This is a genomic window from Psychrobacter sp. AOP30-A2-5 (genome assembly GCF_052378115.1).
Classification (GTDB): Bacteria; Pseudomonadota; Gammaproteobacteria; order Pseudomonadales; family Moraxellaceae; genus Psychrobacter.
The window spans coordinates 151,931-168,988 of sequence record NZ_JBQSXK010000004.1; the positions used below are offsets into that span (position 1 = coordinate 151,931).

At 43.1% G+C, this 17,058-nt stretch carries 16 protein-coding genes; 7 read left to right on the top strand and 9 right to left on the bottom strand.

Annotated features, from left to right (window positions below; translation table 11 throughout):
- Positions 1-189: 189 nt before the first annotated feature.
- Positions 190-462 (bottom strand): SlyX family protein, encoded by a 273-nt coding sequence (locus ACT3S4_RS05190; protein WP_045455183.1) that lies wholly within the window; start codon positions 460-462, stop codon positions 190-192.
- A 241-nt stretch (positions 463-703) separates the two neighbouring features.
- Between ACT3S4_RS05190 and ACT3S4_RS05195 the strand changes: the two genes are divergently transcribed.
- The 6 genes from ACT3S4_RS05195 to ACT3S4_RS05220 all read left to right on the top strand — a co-directional run bounded on the left by ACT3S4_RS05195 (position 704) and on the right by ACT3S4_RS05220 (position 7,150).
- Positions 704-2,647, top strand: coding sequence for an ATP-binding cassette domain-containing protein (locus ACT3S4_RS05195; protein WP_045446810.1), 1,944 nt, complete (start codon positions 704-706; stop codon positions 2,645-2,647).
- Between the two features lie 471 nt (positions 2,648-3,118).
- Complete coding sequence (petA, locus tag ACT3S4_RS05200; RefSeq protein WP_045446807.1) at positions 3,119-3,703, top strand: ubiquinol-cytochrome c reductase iron-sulfur subunit; 585 nt, start codon at positions 3,119-3,121, stop codon at positions 3,701-3,703.
- Between the two features lie 22 nt (positions 3,704-3,725).
- Positions 3,726-4,931 carry a cytochrome b gene (locus ACT3S4_RS05205; RefSeq protein WP_173936707.1) on the top strand — a complete coding sequence of 402 codons (1,206 nt, stop codon included), beginning with the start codon at positions 3,726-3,728 and terminating at the stop codon, positions 4,929-4,931.
- A complete protein-coding gene (locus ACT3S4_RS05210) occupies positions 4,931-5,647 on the top strand; it encodes a cytochrome c1 (RefSeq protein ID WP_045446804.1) in 717 nt (238 codons plus the stop codon). Before ACT3S4_RS05205 ends, ACT3S4_RS05210 begins: the two co-directional genes overlap by 1 nt.
- A 196-nt stretch (positions 5,648-5,843) precedes the next feature.
- Entirely contained in the window at positions 5,844-6,458 is a 615-nt protein-coding gene (locus ACT3S4_RS05215; protein WP_444760614.1) for a glutathione S-transferase N-terminal domain-containing protein, read from the top strand.
- A 254-nt stretch (positions 6,459-6,712) separates the two neighbouring features.
- Positions 6,713-7,150, top strand: a complete 438-nt coding sequence (locus ACT3S4_RS05220) for a ClpXP protease specificity-enhancing factor (protein ID WP_045446801.1) — start codon at positions 6,713-6,715, stop codon at positions 7,148-7,150.
- A 107-nt stretch (positions 7,151-7,257) separates the two neighbouring features.
- Here the strand turns inward: ACT3S4_RS05220 and dcd are convergent, their stop codons facing one another.
- The 8 genes from dcd to ACT3S4_RS05260 form a co-directional block, all read right to left on the bottom strand.
- Positions 7,258-7,833, bottom strand: a complete 576-nt coding sequence (gene dcd / locus ACT3S4_RS05225; protein WP_011513914.1) for a dCTP deaminase — start codon at positions 7,831-7,833, stop codon at positions 7,258-7,260.
- A 136-nt stretch (positions 7,834-7,969) separates the two neighbouring features.
- Positions 7,970-9,112 (bottom strand): DUF2804 domain-containing protein, encoded by a 1,143-nt coding sequence (locus ACT3S4_RS05230; protein ID WP_444760615.1) that lies wholly within the window; start codon positions 9,110-9,112, stop codon positions 7,970-7,972.
- 23 nt (positions 9,113-9,135) lie between these two features.
- Positions 9,136-9,477, bottom strand: coding sequence for a hypothetical protein (locus ACT3S4_RS05235; protein ID WP_444760616.1), 342 nt, complete (start codon positions 9,475-9,477; stop codon positions 9,136-9,138).
- 177 nt (positions 9,478-9,654) lie between these two features.
- The gene (gene apbC, locus ACT3S4_RS05240) at positions 9,655-10,878 is read right to left on the bottom strand and encodes an iron-sulfur cluster carrier protein ApbC (RefSeq protein WP_201559744.1); all 1,224 of its coding nucleotides are present in this window, start codon (positions 10,876-10,878) and stop codon (positions 9,655-9,657) included.
- A 171-nt stretch (positions 10,879-11,049) separates the two neighbouring features.
- Positions 11,050-12,402 (bottom strand): magnesium transporter, encoded by a 1,353-nt coding sequence (mgtE, locus tag ACT3S4_RS05245; protein WP_444760617.1) that lies wholly within the window; start codon positions 12,400-12,402, stop codon positions 11,050-11,052.
- A gap of 171 nt (positions 12,403-12,573) precedes the next feature.
- Positions 12,574-13,374 carry a 3-hydroxybutyrate dehydrogenase gene (locus tag ACT3S4_RS05250; RefSeq protein WP_444760618.1) on the bottom strand — a complete coding sequence of 267 codons (801 nt, stop codon included), beginning with the start codon at positions 13,372-13,374 and terminating at the stop codon, positions 12,574-12,576.
- 123 nt (positions 13,375-13,497) lie between these two features.
- Entirely contained in the window at positions 13,498-14,127 is a 630-nt protein-coding gene (locus ACT3S4_RS05255; RefSeq protein WP_444760619.1) for a CoA transferase subunit B, read from the bottom strand.
- A gap of 176 nt (positions 14,128-14,303) precedes the next feature.
- Positions 14,304-15,017 (bottom strand): CoA transferase subunit A, encoded by a 714-nt coding sequence (locus ACT3S4_RS05260; RefSeq protein ID WP_444760620.1) that lies wholly within the window; start codon positions 15,015-15,017, stop codon positions 14,304-14,306.
- A 347-nt stretch (positions 15,018-15,364) separates the two neighbouring features.
- Between ACT3S4_RS05260 and ACT3S4_RS05265 the strand changes: the two genes are divergently transcribed.
- Positions 15,365-16,780 carry a GntP family permease gene (locus tag ACT3S4_RS05265; RefSeq protein ID WP_444760621.1) on the top strand — a complete coding sequence of 472 codons (1,416 nt, stop codon included), beginning with the start codon at positions 15,365-15,367 and terminating at the stop codon, positions 16,778-16,780.
- Positions 16,781-17,058: the final 278 nt, after the last annotated feature.

The following is a 17,058-nucleotide window of genomic DNA, read 5'->3' on the forward strand; positions in this document are numbered from 1 at the left end:
CCGCATTGTTTTACTACTTTACTTAATTTTAATAAGCAAGCAGCATCCGAGGTGGAGGATAGTAATGATTTTCGAACATTAAAACAACTGCAAAAACACATTATTTCCTGATTATGACTGAACAGTATCTGTATCTCACAATGCGGATATAATAGTTATAAATTTTCAACCATTTAGTTTTTGCAGATATTAATAATGAGGGGGTCTTTCTGCCATTACATCAAAAGGTGCAATGCCGCCTTCAGGATCCTGACTTTCCACTTGTTTATAGATCAGCTGCAACTGTCGTTGTAATGTCTGAATATCTTTATCTTGCCGCGCAATCACCTCATCGAGTCGCTCTACTGTCATCTCTAGATGCGCCATACTCATCTGTAAATCAATGACTTGTTGCGTTTGTAGGTCAGCATGCACAGCTAAAGCCTCGTTCTGAGCTTTATCTTGAGGATTAAATTGATTCATATTTTTCTCTGAATTATCATAAACATAAGACTGGTAGGATTCATTAATAAAATGGCTCGATGACCGATAAAAAGTAGCAATTAGATGGCGATGCTCTTTATAAAATAGCAGCCGTTAATAAAAGCCATAAATAGTGCGGATAAAATCATTTACGCTCACTACAGTCACGTGATGGCATGTTATACTGCTCGCAATTTTGCAGCAACCCCTACCTCACTATTATATAAGCTTAAGATATTCTATGGCTCTGATACATTTAAAAGATATCCACCTTGCTTTTGGCGTCGCTCCTGTTCTTGATGGCATTGATTTTGCTATTGAAGCAGGTGAACGTGTCTGTTTAATTGGCCGTAATGGCGAAGGCAAATCCACCTTATTTAAGCTAATTAACGGCACCTTACAACCTGATAGCGGCGAAGTCATTATCAATAGCAGCGTGCGCGTGGCGATGCTAGAACAAGACGTTCCCGAGACAAGCGGACGTATCCTAGACATCGTTATGGGTGGTAGCAGCCGTACGGCTGAGCTGCTTATCAACTACAATGCCCAAACTGACTTATGTGCCAATGGCGACATGGATGCTTGTGAGCGTATGGCCGATTTGCAGCATGATATCGATGCGGTACACGGTTGGGATTTAGAACGAGAAGCCACCCGCCTGATCAAAACCATGGGGCTGGATCCAGATGATGATTTATCTTCATTATCAGGTGGTCGTAAGCGCCGTGTACTACTAGCACGCTCATTGGTCACCAAACCCGATGTACTATTGCTTGATGAACCAACCAACCATTTAGACGTTGATAGTATTGAATGGCTAGAGCGCTTTTTATTGGATTGGCAAGGTCTGACATTGTTGTTTGTCACCCATGATAGAGCATTCGTTAATAAACTATCGACGCGCATCATTGAGCTAGATCGTGGTCAGTTGACCAGCTATGACGTCACTCAAGGCGAAGGTGGCTATGCCCGCTATCAAGAACTAAAAGAACTACAGTTATTGGCTGAAGAAAAAAACAACGCCAACTTTGATAAAAAACTGGCGCAAGAAGAAGTTTGGATTCGCCAAGGTATCAAAGCCCGTCGTACCCGTAATGAAGGCCGTGTCCGTGAGCTAAAAGCTTTACGTGAAGAGCGTAGTGATCGCCGTGAGCAAGTCGGTAACGTTAATATCACGATGGGTCAAGGCGAGAAAAGCGGTAAACTTGTCTGTAAAGTCAAAAACTTACATCTTGAGTATGATGGCAACGTATTGGTTGATAATTTTACAACCACTATCATGCGCGGCGATAAAATCGGTATTGTCGGACCCAACGGTGCGGGCAAAACCACACTGATTAAAGCCCTACTCGATATGTCTGATGACGAAGTTACCAAGACTGGTAGTGTTGAATTAGGCACTAACTTAAAAATCGCTTTCTTCGACCAGTTGCGCGATCAGTTAGACCTTGAAGCCAGTGTGGCGCAAAACGTCTCTGAAGGCTCGGATTTCGTCGAAGTGGGTGGTCGTAAGACACACATCATGAGCTATCTACAAGATTTCTTATTTGCCCCAGAGCGTGCGCGTACCCCAGTCAAAGCATTATCAGGTGGTGAGCGTAACCGCGTGCTACTTGCCAAGCAGCTATTAAAGCCTGCCAACATTCTGGTACTTGATGAGCCAACCAACGACTTGGATATGGCGACACTTGAGCTACTAGAAGAGTCCGTCGCCAGCTTTGGCGGTACGATTTTGCTCATCAGCCATGACCGCTCATTTATGGACAATGTCGTTACCTCTACTTGGGTATTTGACCAAGATGAAGACGGCAAAGGTATCGTTAAAGAGTATGTCGGTGGTTATCAAGAATACTTGGTACAGAAAAACCGTGAGCAAGCAGCACACGCGGCTAGAGCACCAGCCAATAATGCAAATACTGCCAGTAAAGTTACCAATAATACAACCGCAGCAAAACCTAACAAAGCTGCCAAAAAGCTCAATTTCAATGAACAGCGTGAACTGGACAATTTGCCAAAAGAAATCGCTGCGTTAGAAGCTGAGCAAGCCCAATTGCAAGAGAAACTGGCTGATGGGTCATGGTTCACCACTGACGTTAATGCAGCGACTGCCGCAAGTGAGCGCCTACTGACGATTGAAGATGAGATGATGAGTAAGCTTGAGCGTTGGAGTGAGCTTGAGAGCTAATGTTAGCGACTGAAGCCATGTTTTATAAAACTTGAAGTTTGATAAGATATGAAAAATAATGAAATAATCACCGTGTTGTTCTTATAAAGCGGTGATTATTGGTTTACGACTACTTACATAGTAGTTAGGTACTGAAAGTTAGTGAACATTACCTTAATTTCGAGTATCATTCGCTATTGCAAAATATCCTTATTAATTATAAGGTCATCACGCTTATAACCCTTGCCAAAAAATCTATGTGAGACATTGATAATGCAGCTATTTTGCATCAATTCTCCTATTCAACCTTAGAGTATGTTCTATCAAGGTTGCTTTATTTTTAACGCAATAATTTATTTTATCACCGAAATAGCTTAGAATAGCAACAATTAGCAAAATTAGGCACAGCCAAAGTGGCTTGATATTGTACATTTTCTAAGCCACAAACCCAGTGTGGGATAATCCCATTTCATTCACCTGGAGGAAGTATTAATGAGCCAAGCCGAAGGCGTTAACGTACAACGCCGTAGAGTTCTTATTGCCTCGACTGCCGCGATTGGTGCAGCTGGGGTAGCTGCTGTGGCAACACCTTTTGTCCGTTCTTGGTACCCAAGCGCTAAAGCTGAGGCTGCAGGGGCTGCAGTGACCCAAGATATTGGTTCTATCGAAGCAGGACAGATGATCGTTGTCAAATATCGCGGTAAACCCATTTTTGTGGTCAAACGCACAGAAGACATGCTAGCGACTTTAGCGTCAGTAAAACCTTTACTGTCTGACCCTGAATCTGATGCATCATTACAACCTGAATACTGTAAAAATCCAGAACGCTCTATCTCACCAGAAGTCTTGGTAGTAGAAGGCGTCTGTACACATTTAGGTTGTGCACCAAACTACCGTCCTGATGTTGGCGCGGCTGACTTGGGTGGTAATGATTGGTATGGCGGATTTTTCTGCCCATGCCACGGGTCTAAATATGACTTGGCGGGTCGCGTTTATAGTGGCGTTCCTGCACCGCTTAACTTACCTGTCCCAGATTACAACATGGATGGTACCATCTTGACGATTGGGGAGGCTTAATATGAGCATGGGTAAAAAGTTAATGCATTGGGTGGACGCACGCTTTCCAGCGACCGAAACCTATGAATACCATATGTCAAAGTACTATGCACCAAAAAACTTTAATTTTTGGTACTTTTTTGGCGTGTTATCAATGGTGGTATTGGTTAACCAATTGGTAACAGGTATTTGGCTGACCATGATGTACAACCCAAGTGCCGAAGGGGCATTTGCATCTGTTGAATACATCATGCGCGATGTCAAAGGTGGTTGGCTCATCCGTTATATGCACTCAACTGGCGCATCTGCGTTCTTTGTGGTCGTATATCTGCATATGTTTAGAGCACTGCTATATGGTTCATACCAGAAACCACGTGAGCTTATTTGGCTTATCGGTATGGGTATTTACTTAGCATTGATGGCAGAAGGTTTCTTCGGTTACCTACTTCCTTGGGGCAATATGTCATTTTGGGGTGCACAGGTTATCTTGAACCTTCCTGCTGCTCTACCTGTGATTGGTGATGGGCTTGCAGAATGGGTACGTGGTGATTATATTATCTCAGGTATCACCCTAAACCGCTTCTTTGCTCTACATGTGGTTGCTATCCCGCTCGTACTTGTGGGCTTAGTATTCATGCATATTGTAGCGCTACACCATGTGGGTTCGAACAACCCTGATGGTATTGATATCAAGAAGCTAAAAGATAAAAATGGTGTGCCGTTAGATGGTATTGAATTCCATCCGTACTACACAGTACACGATATGATTGGTATCGTGGTCTTCTTTATCTTGTTCTTTGCAGTGGTATTCTTCTTCCCAGAAGGCGGCGGATTCTTCCTTGAGCCACCAAACTTTGAGACAGCGAATTCATTGAAAACACCAGCACACATTGCACCAGTATGGTATTACACGCCATTCTATGCCATTTTACGTGCGGTTCCTGACAAGTTGGGTGGTGTGATTGCGATGGGTGGTGCGATTGCCGTACTATTCTTGATACCATGGTTAGACAGATCGCCTGTACGCTCTATACGTTATAAAGGCATTTTATCTAAAATTGCTTTAACCGTGTTTGCGATTAGTTTCTTAGTTTTAGGTTACTTAGGCGCGACGCCAACGACACCAACAGCAACATTGATGGCTCGTATCTTCACTGTCTTGTATTTCTTGTTTTTCTTACTGATGCCAATTTATACCTCTATTGAGAAGTGTAAACAGCCACCAGAACGCGTTACCGGAGGTCACTAATGAACACGCTAATTAAATCCCTAGCGGGTCTAGGCTTAGGCGCGGCATTAACCTTGACGGCTGGTACTGCACTGGCAGCTGGTGGCGGTGGATGTGGTACATTCACCAATGCTGAGGGTGTTGAAGAACATTTAGCTTGTAGTACTGCCCCTATTGATTTTACCAATAAGGGCTCGCTACAAAACGGTGCGAAAATCTTTATGAACTACTGTGCTGGTTGTCACTCTGCCCAGTATGTTCGTCACTCGCGCATTGCTAAAGATTTAGAGATACCACCTGAGTTGGTCGAAAAGTATTTGATGGTCACCACCGATCAAATCGGTGATCATATCAATGCTGAAATTGATCCTGAAGTACAAGCATCATGGTTTGGCGCAGCACCACCAGACTTATCACTTGAGACCAGACTACGTGGCGATGACTGGGTATATACTTACCTGTTATCGTTTTATGAAGACCCAAGCCGTCCTTGGGGTGCCAATAACTTAGTACTTGCCAATGCGGCGATGCCTCATGTATTGCATAATATGCAAGAAGAGCTGAGTGCTGAAGAGTTTGAATCTGAAGTGGGTGATTTGGTTAACTTTATGGCGTGGATGGCAGAGCCTAACCGTCATGACCGTCAAGTGATTGGCTTCTTTGTGATTTTATTCTTATTAGTATTACTCATTCCAGTTTACTTATTGAACAAAGAGTTCTGGAAAGATGTAAAATAATTGAGTATTAAAAAATATATTTTTATCGAAAAAAAAGGCACTACTCTGGTAGTGCCTTTTTTTGTCTCTTAAAAGACCATAAAACACTGAACCATTATTTAAAATAAGGCTCACCCGCAATGTTTACGTACCTTGCCTTGATAATCAGGACAACTTTGTTTACGATGATAGGCTTTACTATTAACATTAGGCTTTCATGATTGATGCGAACGACATTCCAAGTAGTCAGCTGATTTTATACGCTGATGACGGCTACGACAGTCATGTAGTGCGCCTATTACTTGAGGAAAAAAAGCTTGCCTATTATCTATCACGCTTGCACTCTGAACGGCCTGAAGATTTAACCGAGCTGAATCCCTATCACACCTTGCCTGTTCTGCAACAACGTGAAATCGCACTGTATGAGATCAACGTTATCTTTGAGTATCTTGAAGAGCGTTACCATACAAACAAGCTACTACCGGATACCCCGCAAGAGCGTGCCCAATTTCGCCAGCTGGCTTGGCGTATTCAGCATGATTGGCTGGTACTCGGTAAGCGTCTACTCATGCACCCTAATAGCTTTAATAAAGCACAAGCTGCTATTGCGAAAAAACAGTTAAGCGACTCTTTGATTACTTTATCACCACTGTTTGCTCATAAACCTTATTTTATGGCAGACGATTTTGGCTGGTGTGATGTATTGTTAGCACCTTTGTTATGGCGACTTGAAGAAATGGGAATTGAGCTGCCACGCGCGATTAGTCGCCCCTTATTTGACTATCAACATCGGGTCTTTGAGCGTACTAGCTTTCAAAAAAGTGTGCGTTAATTAGGGTGTATTCTCAATCTGAGCATTAAACCTTAAATGGGCCAAAAATGACTAAATCTTTGTCCAACTGTGTCAAATAGCTTGCTTATATTTCGATATTATCAGCACTATTTTCCTTCTTTGGCTGCAATTTTTATCACCATTTCCAAGAGCCGGACACACCCTAGACAATGCTTAACCGCTGTCTTAAAATAGAAAACAACAAAATATCTTTAGATTATTATATTCAAATTATCAGTATAGGAAACCCTTAGATGAGCGAAACCACCTCTATTACCCCAACACGTCCTTATATGGTGCGCGCACTTTATCAGTGGATAGAAGACAATCAACTAACGCCTTACCTGATGGTTGATGCCACTGCCGAAAACGTACAGATTCCAAGGGAACACGTGCAAGATGGTCGTATCGTATTGAATATCGCCAGCCGTGCGACTGGTAATATGAGTATGGAAAATGATTATATTCATTTTAGTGCGCGTTTTGGCGGCGTGTCACAAGAGATTTGGGTACCAATGACGTCGGTGTTAGGTATTTATGCGAAGGAAAACTCGCAAGGGATGTTTTTTGACCCCAATGAATATGACAACTATCAACCTGAAGATGATGCGATAGTAAGCTCACAGAAGAGCCCTACTGCGACACCTAAAGCCAAACGTGATAATAAAGCTGGTTTAAAAGTGTTGAAATAGTCAATTTTTCGGTATAAAAAAGGCTGGTCGTATTATATACGGTCAGCCTTTTTGTGATTAATCTAAAAGATTTATCATTGTGCACTTTCAGTTAGCATATAAGATTACTAGGTTCTTGGCAATGTCACGCCACGTTGACCTTGATACTTACCGCCGCGATCTTTATAGCTGGTTTCACATACGTCATCAGCATCACTTTGGAAAAACAGCATTTGTGCCACCCCTTCGCCTGCATAAATACGTGCTGGTAGATTGGTGGTATTACTAAATTCCAAAGTGACATGCCCTTCCCACTCAGGCTCCAGCGGCGTCACGTTGACGATAATTCCGCAACGGGCATACGTTGATTTACCAAGACAGATCGTCAACACATCACGTGGAATACGGAAATATTCCATGGTGCGAGCTAGCGCAAACGAGTTTGGCGGAATAATGCACTCGTCACCGATAACATCAATAAAGCTTTTCTCATCAAAGTTTTTTGGATCTACAATCACCGAATGAACATTGGTAAAAACTTTAAATTCAGGCGCGCAGCGTACATCATAACCATAGCTTGACGTACCGTAGCTAACCAAACGTTCGCCTGCATCATTAAAACGTACTTGACCCGCTTCAAACGGCTCAATCATGCCGTGTTCTTCAGCCATTTTACGAATCCAGCGGTCAGACTTGATAGACATTTTTGTTCCTTAGCAGCTATAAAATAAAATTTACGATATGAAGGGTATTTTGATAGCGACGATTATACGGAATTGAGCGCTTAATTTATAGGCTTGCCTGCGTTTAATATAAATCTACAATCAACACAGCAACCGCCTACCATTTTGCGAAATGATCTTCTGCTAAGCCCATTATCTTATCGATTTTAATCACGTCATCTTTTAGACGAATCTCACCACTATAGAAGCCAAGCCATTGCTCAAATATACTGGCAAGCACACCAAAGTTATCCATCTTTTTATAAACGGTTATCGGCGTGAAGGTTAAGTCAATATCAACATTGCTCCAGCCTAGGTTTTGATGATAGATGCGCCAAGGCTGTCGCGTATTATCTATGGTTTTAGCTTTGTCATCTTGCTCATTAGCTGGCAACTTTAAACCATCACGGACAAACATCACAGGCGGTAAATAATAAATCTGCCCATTCAGCCAGCACGCATTTTCGCTAACCCCTGTTTCATTGACGCCCATCGCTAGATTTAGGGCAAAATGACGACCGTCTGGCAAATAACTATTGATACAACTCCAAAACCAATTGGTCTTGTGACGCATATAACCAAGCGTCCAATCGAGATTGGCGATAGTCGTTTCGGAAAAGTGGATTTGTTTGGCTTGAGTATCAGTGTTAAATTTTGAATGGGCTTTAATAAGCAAATGACCAGATATACACGTCAGCGGTTCTTTTTGAGTGAAGGTCCAGCCGCGCCTGCCCGTTGGTGTGCAGACTGCAAATGGCGCTGCTTGCCGCTGTAGCATCACATCAAGCGTAATGTGTTTACTGTCCAATGCTACTGCGATTTGTGAAGGCGTAAAATCCAATGTTAATGTGAGATTACTATGGGTAAATGCCATTTGCCCTTGATAGCAATCGCCTTCTAACTGTGTTTGATGCGTCAACGGCTGCAATGCTTCACAAACCTCTAACTGTTTAGTCTCATCGTTATAAAGATAAACAAAGGCACTGGTTGCCAGTTTAATCGTTGCCAATGCCAGACAAACCCGATAAGGCGGTTGAATAATTTGAATAAAGCAGAATTGATTGGCTTTTAACTCTTTGCGCCAGTTTGGCAGCGCCTTTTGCGAAATAAGATGACTGTGATAGTCCAAATAATTGATATTTTTAACGTGAGCAAAGATGCCAAAAGTAGGCTGACCGTTTTTAATCAGCTCATCGAGCACAACTGGCTTAATGCTGGTAGATAGTTGTTGCTGATCTTGGTTGTTAACGTTTTTATTCATAGTCATGGCATCCTAGCCAAAACTCATTGTGAGATTAGCTGTCCTTGGTAGCTGACGGTGGTACTTACGACTCTTCTTTTTGCCTGTGTAGACGCCGCCCAAATTGCTTCTCTAATCGCTTTTATTTCTATCATCGTCAATCCGTCTGCCAATTCTTCAGAGACATTGACTACTGCAAAAGCACTTATTCCAAACGGATGCTTAGGGAATTTAAGTAGTAGATAAGCTAACGCTTGTACCGCTTTTAAAAAATCAGCAATCACCATGCGGCGATTACTAAAGTCATCATTAACTTGATGCCGTTTGCTACTCCCATCTTTATAGTAGCAAACGGCAATGACTTGATTGTTTGAGAGCTCAATCATATATAACGGCGGGCGGAATAATCTTAGGAGATTATACTGTTTGAGAATATTATCTAAATGTCGTTGATAAATCGATAAGCTAACAATATTCCCTTTTTAAAACCCAAATCCTTGCAAGTTTTTATACTTAGGCTATTTAGCTATCGCTAAAAATCATCGAGAACCGTTATAAAACTATTAAAAAATACGCTTATCATCGACAGGCTTGGCGAATTTATTAATATTGGCTTCGATATTTTTAGCAATGCTCAGATAATAAGGTGCAAACTCATCATCAGCCAAGACGCTCGGCTCACCTTTATCCACTTGTGCACGGATGCCACTGGCCAATGGCAACTGACCTAACAGCGGCACCTGATATTGCTCAGCGATTTTTTCACCTCCACCTGTGCCAAAGATAGCTTCGGTATGATTACAGTTGCTACAGGTATGCAGTGCCATGTTTTCGACCACGCCGAGTACTGGGATATTGGTTTTGTTAAACATCTCAATGCCTTTTTGCGCATCAAGTAAGGCAATATGCTGCGGCGTCGTGACAATCACGGCACCCGTTACGGGAATACGCTGCGCCAGTGTCAACTGAATATCGCCCGTACCCGGTGGCATATCAATGACTAAGTAATCTAGCTGCGGCCAGTTGGTTTGATTATACAACTGCATCAGCGCACCAGTGGCTTTTGGTCCGCGCCACGCGACAGGCGTATTGTCACCATCGAGTAAGCTACCAATCGATAGCATTGCCATGCCGTGCGCATTGATAGGAACAAACTGCTCGTTTTCCAGCTCAGGTTTGACATTATCGACGCCCAGCATCGTTGGCATACTAGGACCATAAATATCGGCATCCAGTACGCCAACACGGTTGCCTAGCTTTTGTAATGCCAAGGCGATATTCACGGTAGTCGTTGATTTACCAACACCGCCTTTACCCGACGCCACGACGATAATATGACGAATACGCGGATGCGCGGCGAGTGACGCTTGTGTCGGTGCGGCTTTGGTAATTGGTGGTTCAACAGTAGTATTGCTATCAGCATTTGCCGCTGGTTTATGTTGATTGTCCATGGCATTAGTGGTTTTTGGCATTGCTTTTGGCAGACTTGACCCCGAGCCTTTCGTCGGTGCGGGCAGACGAACATTCATATGAATAGTCTTGATCCCGTGCGGATGTAACAGTTGCCCAAGTTCTTGTTGGATAATTTCAGGATTACTATTTACGGGTAGACGCAAGTCTAAGGTGAGCTGGTCACCATCACGCTCAAGCCCCGTTACCATGGTGGCAATACTGACAGTACCTACCTCATAACCAAGCAGCACCTTGTCCACGGCACTATCACGCTCTGCTCGCTGCTCTGGTGTTTCTGATTTTTTGGTGGAGGTTTTCTTCATAAAGTTAAACATAGCGACTATTACTGCCTATACAAGTGAGTGGGCATGGCAAAAACTCAGTGAATACTGTCGTGAACAATACCGCTCGTGAGCGTGTTAGCCAGACCTTTTATAGTGACAGTGTAGCTGAATTACCACTATAAAAAAACCACAACGCTAGTGGGACTAGGCTTTATAGCAGCGTTAACCGATAGACAAAAACTGTGAAGCAATAAACAAATAAATAAGTACACCCGAGGCATCACAGACAGAGGTAATCAAAGGTGCACTGGCAGTGGCAGGGTCAAAACCCAATTTATTAAGCACAAAAGGTAAGCTCATACCAATGACGCAACCAATCATCACCACCGACATCATACTCAGTGCCAGCACTAACGACACCACTGCATCACCACGTACATAACCGATGATTGAGATAGCCACCGCCATCGTCGCCCCAAGCATCAACGCAACCACTGCCTCTCGACCCAATAATGAAAACCAGTCACGCATGACCACATCGCCAGTCGCCAAAGCTCGCACCATCAAGGTCGCTGACTGCGAGCCAGCGTTACCGCCACTGTCGACCAATAAAGGTAAAAAGAACACCAATACCAAATTGGCGGCAATCACATCTTCAAATTTTGCAATACTAAAGCCTGAGAGCAAGTTGCCAAATACCAAAAACACTAGCCAGAATACGCGCTTACGGTATAACACTCGAATGCTGACGTCTTTTAATTTGCCAACCATGGTCGAGACACCGCCCGACTTATGGAAATCATCGGTTGCCTCATCACTCGCCACATCCATCGCATCGTCGTGGGTAACAATACCGACCAAAGCACCCCTATCATCGGTAATAGGCAGCGCAATTAAATCATAGCGAGCCACGACTTTCGCGACGTCTTCTTGATCATCATTGACATTACAACACACTACTGTACTCATCATAATGTCATTAATCAGCTGTTCAGGAGCCGATAAAATAAGTACTCGTAAAGAGACAACGCCTAATAACTTACGCTCTTCATCAATCACATAAGCATGATAAATAGTCTCGGCATCAGGTGCTTCTAGACGCAGTGCTGCCAATGCTTCAGAGACAGTCATATGAGCAGCTAAAGTCGCATAATCAGACGTCATCAACGCACCAGCAGTGCGCTCCTCATAGGCAGATAACTTACGAATATCTTCACGTTGTGCCTGTGCCAAGGCGGGTAACAAAGCATCCCGCTGCTCCTGATTGAGGTGCTTATATAAGTCGGTACGCTCATCTGCGGGCATCTCGCCTACTATTTTTGCTAATATAGCCCGAGGAAATACATAGGCAAGTGCAACCTGAATATCCGTTTCTAAATAGGAGAACACGGTAGAACGATTGGGCAGATGCTCAAGTAGCTGCCATGCAAGATTTGGCTCCATGACTGCCAGAACATCGGCAATATCAATCGGGCGCAAATTTTGAAGTTGATTGATTGATTGCTCAAACTGCTGTTGCTCGATAGCACGGCTTACTATTACTGCAAGCGTTTTTGCAAAATCCTTATCATTCATTATACTTACTCCGTGCGACCCGAAACGGTATTCAAGCGCTCATAAAAAAGAGCCAATCTAATTGGCTCAAATTAATATAAAACTAGATGCTAATGGATTGGTCTTTTATTAGCAAGCCCATGATTCTTAAACCAATCAAACAACCCGCGAACCCATTAATTCACCACTCAGTTAATTCATAAACCACCCATGACTGGCAACGATAGACTGACCTGTAAATACATTGCTTGGGAAGGCTGCTAAAAACAATGCCAATTGGGCAATATCATCGACGGTCGTGAATTCTTTATCTACCGTATTGACTAACATAATATCATTGACTACAGATTCTTCACTGATGCCTTTTTCAGCCGCTTGTTGCGGAATTTGCTTTTCGACCAATGGCGTTTTGACAAACCCTGGGCAAATCACATGCGCGCGTACATTATGCTCAGCGCCTTCTTTTGCCAATACACGGCATAAACCAAGCAAACCATGTTTGGCCGTGACATAAGGCGCCTTAAACATGGATGCCTCATGCGAATGGACTGAACCCATATAAATGACCGTACCGCCTTTGTCATCTTTATACATGTGCTGTATCGCCGCTTTGGTGGTCAAAAATGCCCCATCCAAATGAATAGCGAGCATCTTTTTCCAATCATCAAACGCCATTTTATGGATCGGGTCAATTATTTGAATGCCAGCATTAGAGACAAGAATATCAATACCACCAAAGGTATCGACAAGCTGCTGCACACCAGCGTTTACCGCCTCCTCTGAAGTCACATCCATGGCAATGGCAAATGCGCGTCCGCCTGCCGCTTCAATAGCATCAACGGTTTTCTGAGCCGCTTCAATATTAATATCTGCAATACCAACCGCTGCGCCTGCCTTCGCATAAGTTTCAGCGATATCACGTCCGATACCGCTGGCAGCGCCTGTGACCAATGCCACTTTGCCGGTCAAATCTTGTTGTAATTGGGTCGCCATATATCATCCTTAATAATGGGTAATAATACTTAATGAAGTAAACCAGTAAATAAACCACTAAAATATAGTGGCTATTAAATAAAATATTAATCAGCCTTTACACTATTAGGTAGTGTATCAAAGCTATTGAGCAATATTCACTGGCGTTTTTTCTTGTAGCTCATCAAAGCTAACACCTTCTGCCAGCTCAACTAGCTTTAGACCATTGTCAGTGACGTCTAGTACAGCAAGTTCGGTAATAATCCGATCAACCACCCCTTTGCCCGTCAATGGTAGCTCGCAAGTGGCAAGGATTTTTGGCTCGCCGTGTTTATTGACTTGTTCCATGAGTACAATCACGCGCTGCACGCCAGCGACTAGATCCATCGCACCGCCCATGCCTTTAACCATTTTCTTAGGAATCATCCAGTTGGCCAAATCGCCTTTTTCTGACACTTCCATCGCACCCAATATCGCAAGATTAACATGACCGCCGCGAATCATCGCAAACGACTCTGAGCTACTAAAATAACTGGCACCCGCTTCGGCAGTGACGGTTTGTTTACCCGCATTAATCAAATCTGCATCGACATTTTCTGCCGTTGGAAACTCGCCGATACCTAATAGACCATTTTCTGATTGTAGCCAAACATCGACATCTTTAGGGATATAGTTAGCGACTAGAGTTGGTAGTCCAATGCCTAAGTTGACATAATAGCCGTCTTGTAGCTCTTGTGCGGCACGCTGTGCCATCTGCTCTCTTGTCCATGCCATGATAACTTCCTTATTTTTATAACGACCCCAAAAAATATGATGAGCGGTGTGAAACTCGCTTAGTCTACTAAATGTAGCACTTTCACTCGTTTTCCTTGCCACTCAAATTTTTAGGAATAGTATTACAATATTCTATTATTAATTTAACACTTTAAAAAATTCTATAAAGCCTTTAACTAAGCGCTTTCGACTGCTTTAGTCGTGGTCTTTTCAATACGCTTTTCAGGATTGCTATTCAAGACGATACGTTGTACAAAGATACCCGGCAGGTGCACGTCATCAGGATCAAATGTGCCCGTCTCTACGATTTCTTCGACTTCGACAATGGTAATTTTTCCTGCCATGGCGCAATCTGGATTGAAGTTACGCGCCGTCTTATTGAAGATTAAATTGCCCGCTTTGTCCGCTTTTTGCGCTTTGATTAATGACACATCAGCGCGCAATGAATGCTCAAGTATATAAGTACGACCGTCAAAATCACGGGTTTCTTTGCCTTCAGCGACCAGCGTGCCAACGCCAGTGGCGGTGTAAAACGCAGGAATACCAGCGCCACCCGAACGTAGTTTCTCCGCTAACGTACCTTGCGGCGTTAATTCAACTTCTAACTCGCCTGCCAAGTATTGACGCTCAAATTCTTTATTTTCACCGACATAGGATGAAATCATTTTTTTAATCTGCCGCGTTTGCAATAGCAATCCTAAGCCAAAATCATCGACGCCTGCGTTATTACTGATACAGGTCAAATCCTTAACCCCGCTATCACGTAACGCTTCGATGAGCGCTTCAGGAATACCGCACAGACCAAAACCCCCGATAGCGAGCGTTTGTCCATCGCTGACAATACCTTTTAGCGCTTCTTCGGCACTGCTATATACTTTTGATTGACTCATGCTTATCTCCTTGCAAGTCTATTTTTTGTTATTAACTTCTATCATCAATGATTATGAGTGGGTGACATCACTCAATATTTCCATATTTATATTAATACAATTTCTATCGATATATCATAATTAAAAATCTTGTGCTAACTTACCATATTATTCTCGTAGCGAGAAGAGAATAACCATAGGAATATACAAGCCAGCGCAGTAGCGGTATATATAATGGGTCAATATCTTATTAAGACAGGATTTATGTTTAATAAAACATCAAATATTGGCTATTTTAAGTAATTTCATTGACCGATATCACTATGCTCTGCATACTCACTGACTGAACTTTGCCAAGGAGGGCGAGCATGTTTAGTACCTTTGCTATTGTCATTACTTTATTATTACTGATGTTTTTTGCTTATCGCGGTTATTCCGTGCTGATATTAGCACCGATTATGGCGACATTAGCCGTACTATTATCAGGTGATTTTTTAAGCACAATTCCTGCCTATACCGATGTCTTTATGGGCGCATTGAGTGGGTTTTTACTTAAGTTTTTCCCTATATTCTTGCTGGGCGCACTATTTGGGCGTTTGATGGCAGACTCTGGTGCGGCGACCGCGATTGCCAAAACCGTGGTCGAAAAGCTTGGTGCCAGCAAAGCCATCTTAGCAGTTATCTTAGTTTGTGCCATTTTAACCTATGGTGGCGTCTCTTTATTTGTCGTGGCATTTGCTATTTACCCAATCGCCAAAGACTTGTTTAAAGCCGCTGATATTCCTAAGCGCTTGATTCCGGCAGCGATTGCCTTAGGCTCATTCACCTTTACGATGACGGCATTACCAGGTACGCCTGCCATTCAAAACGCCATTCCGATTCCTTACTATAATACCAACGTTTTTGCCGCGCCTATCTTGGGTATTATCGGCGGTACCATCATGTTTATTTGCGGTTGGTTATGGCTACAATCACGCGCCAGAAAAGCCAATGCAGCAGGCGAAGGCTATGGTCAGCATGACGAAGAGGATGTGGGCGGCGTTGGCGCAGCCAAAAAAGAAACTGAGGTATTAAATACGCATCACACCTCATTTACTATTTCTATGATTCCACTGGTGTTGGTCATTGGCTTAAATGCCTTATTAACTTACACTGTCTTTCCATCAGTGGATTTTAGCGGCTTACAAGCTCAGTTTCCTGATCTAAATATCGCAGGCTCACTGGGTTTATGGTCAATTATCATCTCGTTAGTCGTGGCTTGTGCGGTGTTAATTTTGTTACGTATCGGTCATTGGAATAATCTGCAAAAAACCATCAACCGTGGTACTTATGATTCGATGTTGCCAATTTTTAATACCGCCTCAGAAGTTGGTTACGGCGCGGTTATCGCCTCGTTAGCAGGCTTCCTCATCATTCGTGATAGTATCTTAAATCTAACGCCTGACAATCCTTTAATCTCAGAAGCGGTGGCGATGACCACGCTGGCTGGTATTACTGGCTCATCGTCTGGAGGTTTGAGTATTGCCTTATCGACATTGGGTGAAGACTATTTAAGAATGGCGGTCGCAGCGGGTATTGACCCAGAATTGATGCACCGTGTTGCTGTGATGGCAGCGGGTGGTTTGGATACGCTACCGCATAGTGGCGCGGTCATCACCTTACTTGCGATTTGTGGTTTGACCCATAAGCAGTCTTATCTAAACGTCGCCATGGTGACAATGGTGATTCCACTTATTGCTGTGGTCGCCGTTATCATTTTAGGGACGATATTTGGCTCGTTCTAATGTCCTGAAATGAGGCTTTTATTAAACCTTAAAGATAATTAAATTTAACGATTATTGCTTGATACCGAAGAGCCCACTGAGCGATTGCTTGGTGGGTTTTTTATGCATGCTTTCTCATTACTACCTCTAGATACAACCGACTATTTATCTCTCAGAATTGATTGACACTCTATATACCATATAGAGTTAATCGCTTTATTAGCGACTATATTAATTACTCAGGTAATGTCACAAATTTGGCCGAATTACGGTATCATAGGCACACTTTTTTAAATTTT

Bases quoted from the DNA above. Each gene is read 5' to 3' on its own strand.
- ACT3S4_RS05190 (WP_045455183.1), bottom strand. From the start codon at position 462: ATGAATCAATTTAATCCTCAAGATAAAGCTCAGAACGAGGCTTTAGCT.
- ACT3S4_RS05195 (WP_045446810.1), top strand. From the start codon at position 704: ATGGCTCTGATACATTTAAAAGATATCCACCTTGCTTTTGGCGTCGCT.
- petA (WP_045446807.1), top strand. From the start codon at position 3,119: ATGAGCCAAGCCGAAGGCGTTAACGTACAACGCCGTAGAGTTCTTATT.
- ACT3S4_RS05205 (WP_173936707.1), top strand. From the start codon at position 3,726: ATGCATTGGGTGGACGCACGCTTTCCAGCGACCGAAACCTATGAATAC.
- ACT3S4_RS05210 (WP_045446804.1), top strand. From the start codon at position 4,931: ATGAACACGCTAATTAAATCCCTAGCGGGTCTAGGCTTAGGCGCGGCA.
- ACT3S4_RS05215 (WP_444760614.1), top strand. From the start codon at position 5,844: ATGATTGATGCGAACGACATTCCAAGTAGTCAGCTGATTTTATACGCT.
- ACT3S4_RS05220 (WP_045446801.1), top strand. From the start codon at position 6,713: ATGAGCGAAACCACCTCTATTACCCCAACACGTCCTTATATGGTGCGC.
- dcd (WP_011513914.1), bottom strand. From the start codon at position 7,833: ATGTCTATCAAGTCTGACCGCTGGATTCGTAAAATGGCTGAAGAACAC.
- ACT3S4_RS05230 (WP_444760615.1), bottom strand. From the start codon at position 9,112: ATGAATAAAAACGTTAACAACCAAGATCAGCAACAACTATCTACCAGC.
- ACT3S4_RS05235 (WP_444760616.1), bottom strand. From the start codon at position 9,477: ATGATTGAGCTCTCAAACAATCAAGTCATTGCCGTTTGCTACTATAAA.
- apbC (WP_201559744.1), bottom strand. From the start codon at position 10,878: ATGTTTAACTTTATGAAGAAAACCTCCACCAAAAAATCAGAAACACCA.
- mgtE (WP_444760617.1), bottom strand. From the start codon at position 12,402: ATGAATGATAAGGATTTTGCAAAAACGCTTGCAGTAATAGTAAGCCGT.
- ACT3S4_RS05250 (WP_444760618.1), bottom strand. From the start codon at position 13,374: ATGGCGACCCAATTACAACAAGATTTGACCGGCAAAGTGGCATTGGTC.
- ACT3S4_RS05255 (WP_444760619.1), bottom strand. From the start codon at position 14,127: ATGGCATGGACAAGAGAGCAGATGGCACAGCGTGCCGCACAAGAGCTA.
- ACT3S4_RS05260 (WP_444760620.1), bottom strand. From the start codon at position 15,017: ATGAGTCAATCAAAAGTATATAGCAGTGCCGAAGAAGCGCTAAAAGGT.
- ACT3S4_RS05265 (WP_444760621.1), top strand. From the start codon at position 15,365: ATGTTTAGTACCTTTGCTATTGTCATTACTTTATTATTACTGATGTTT.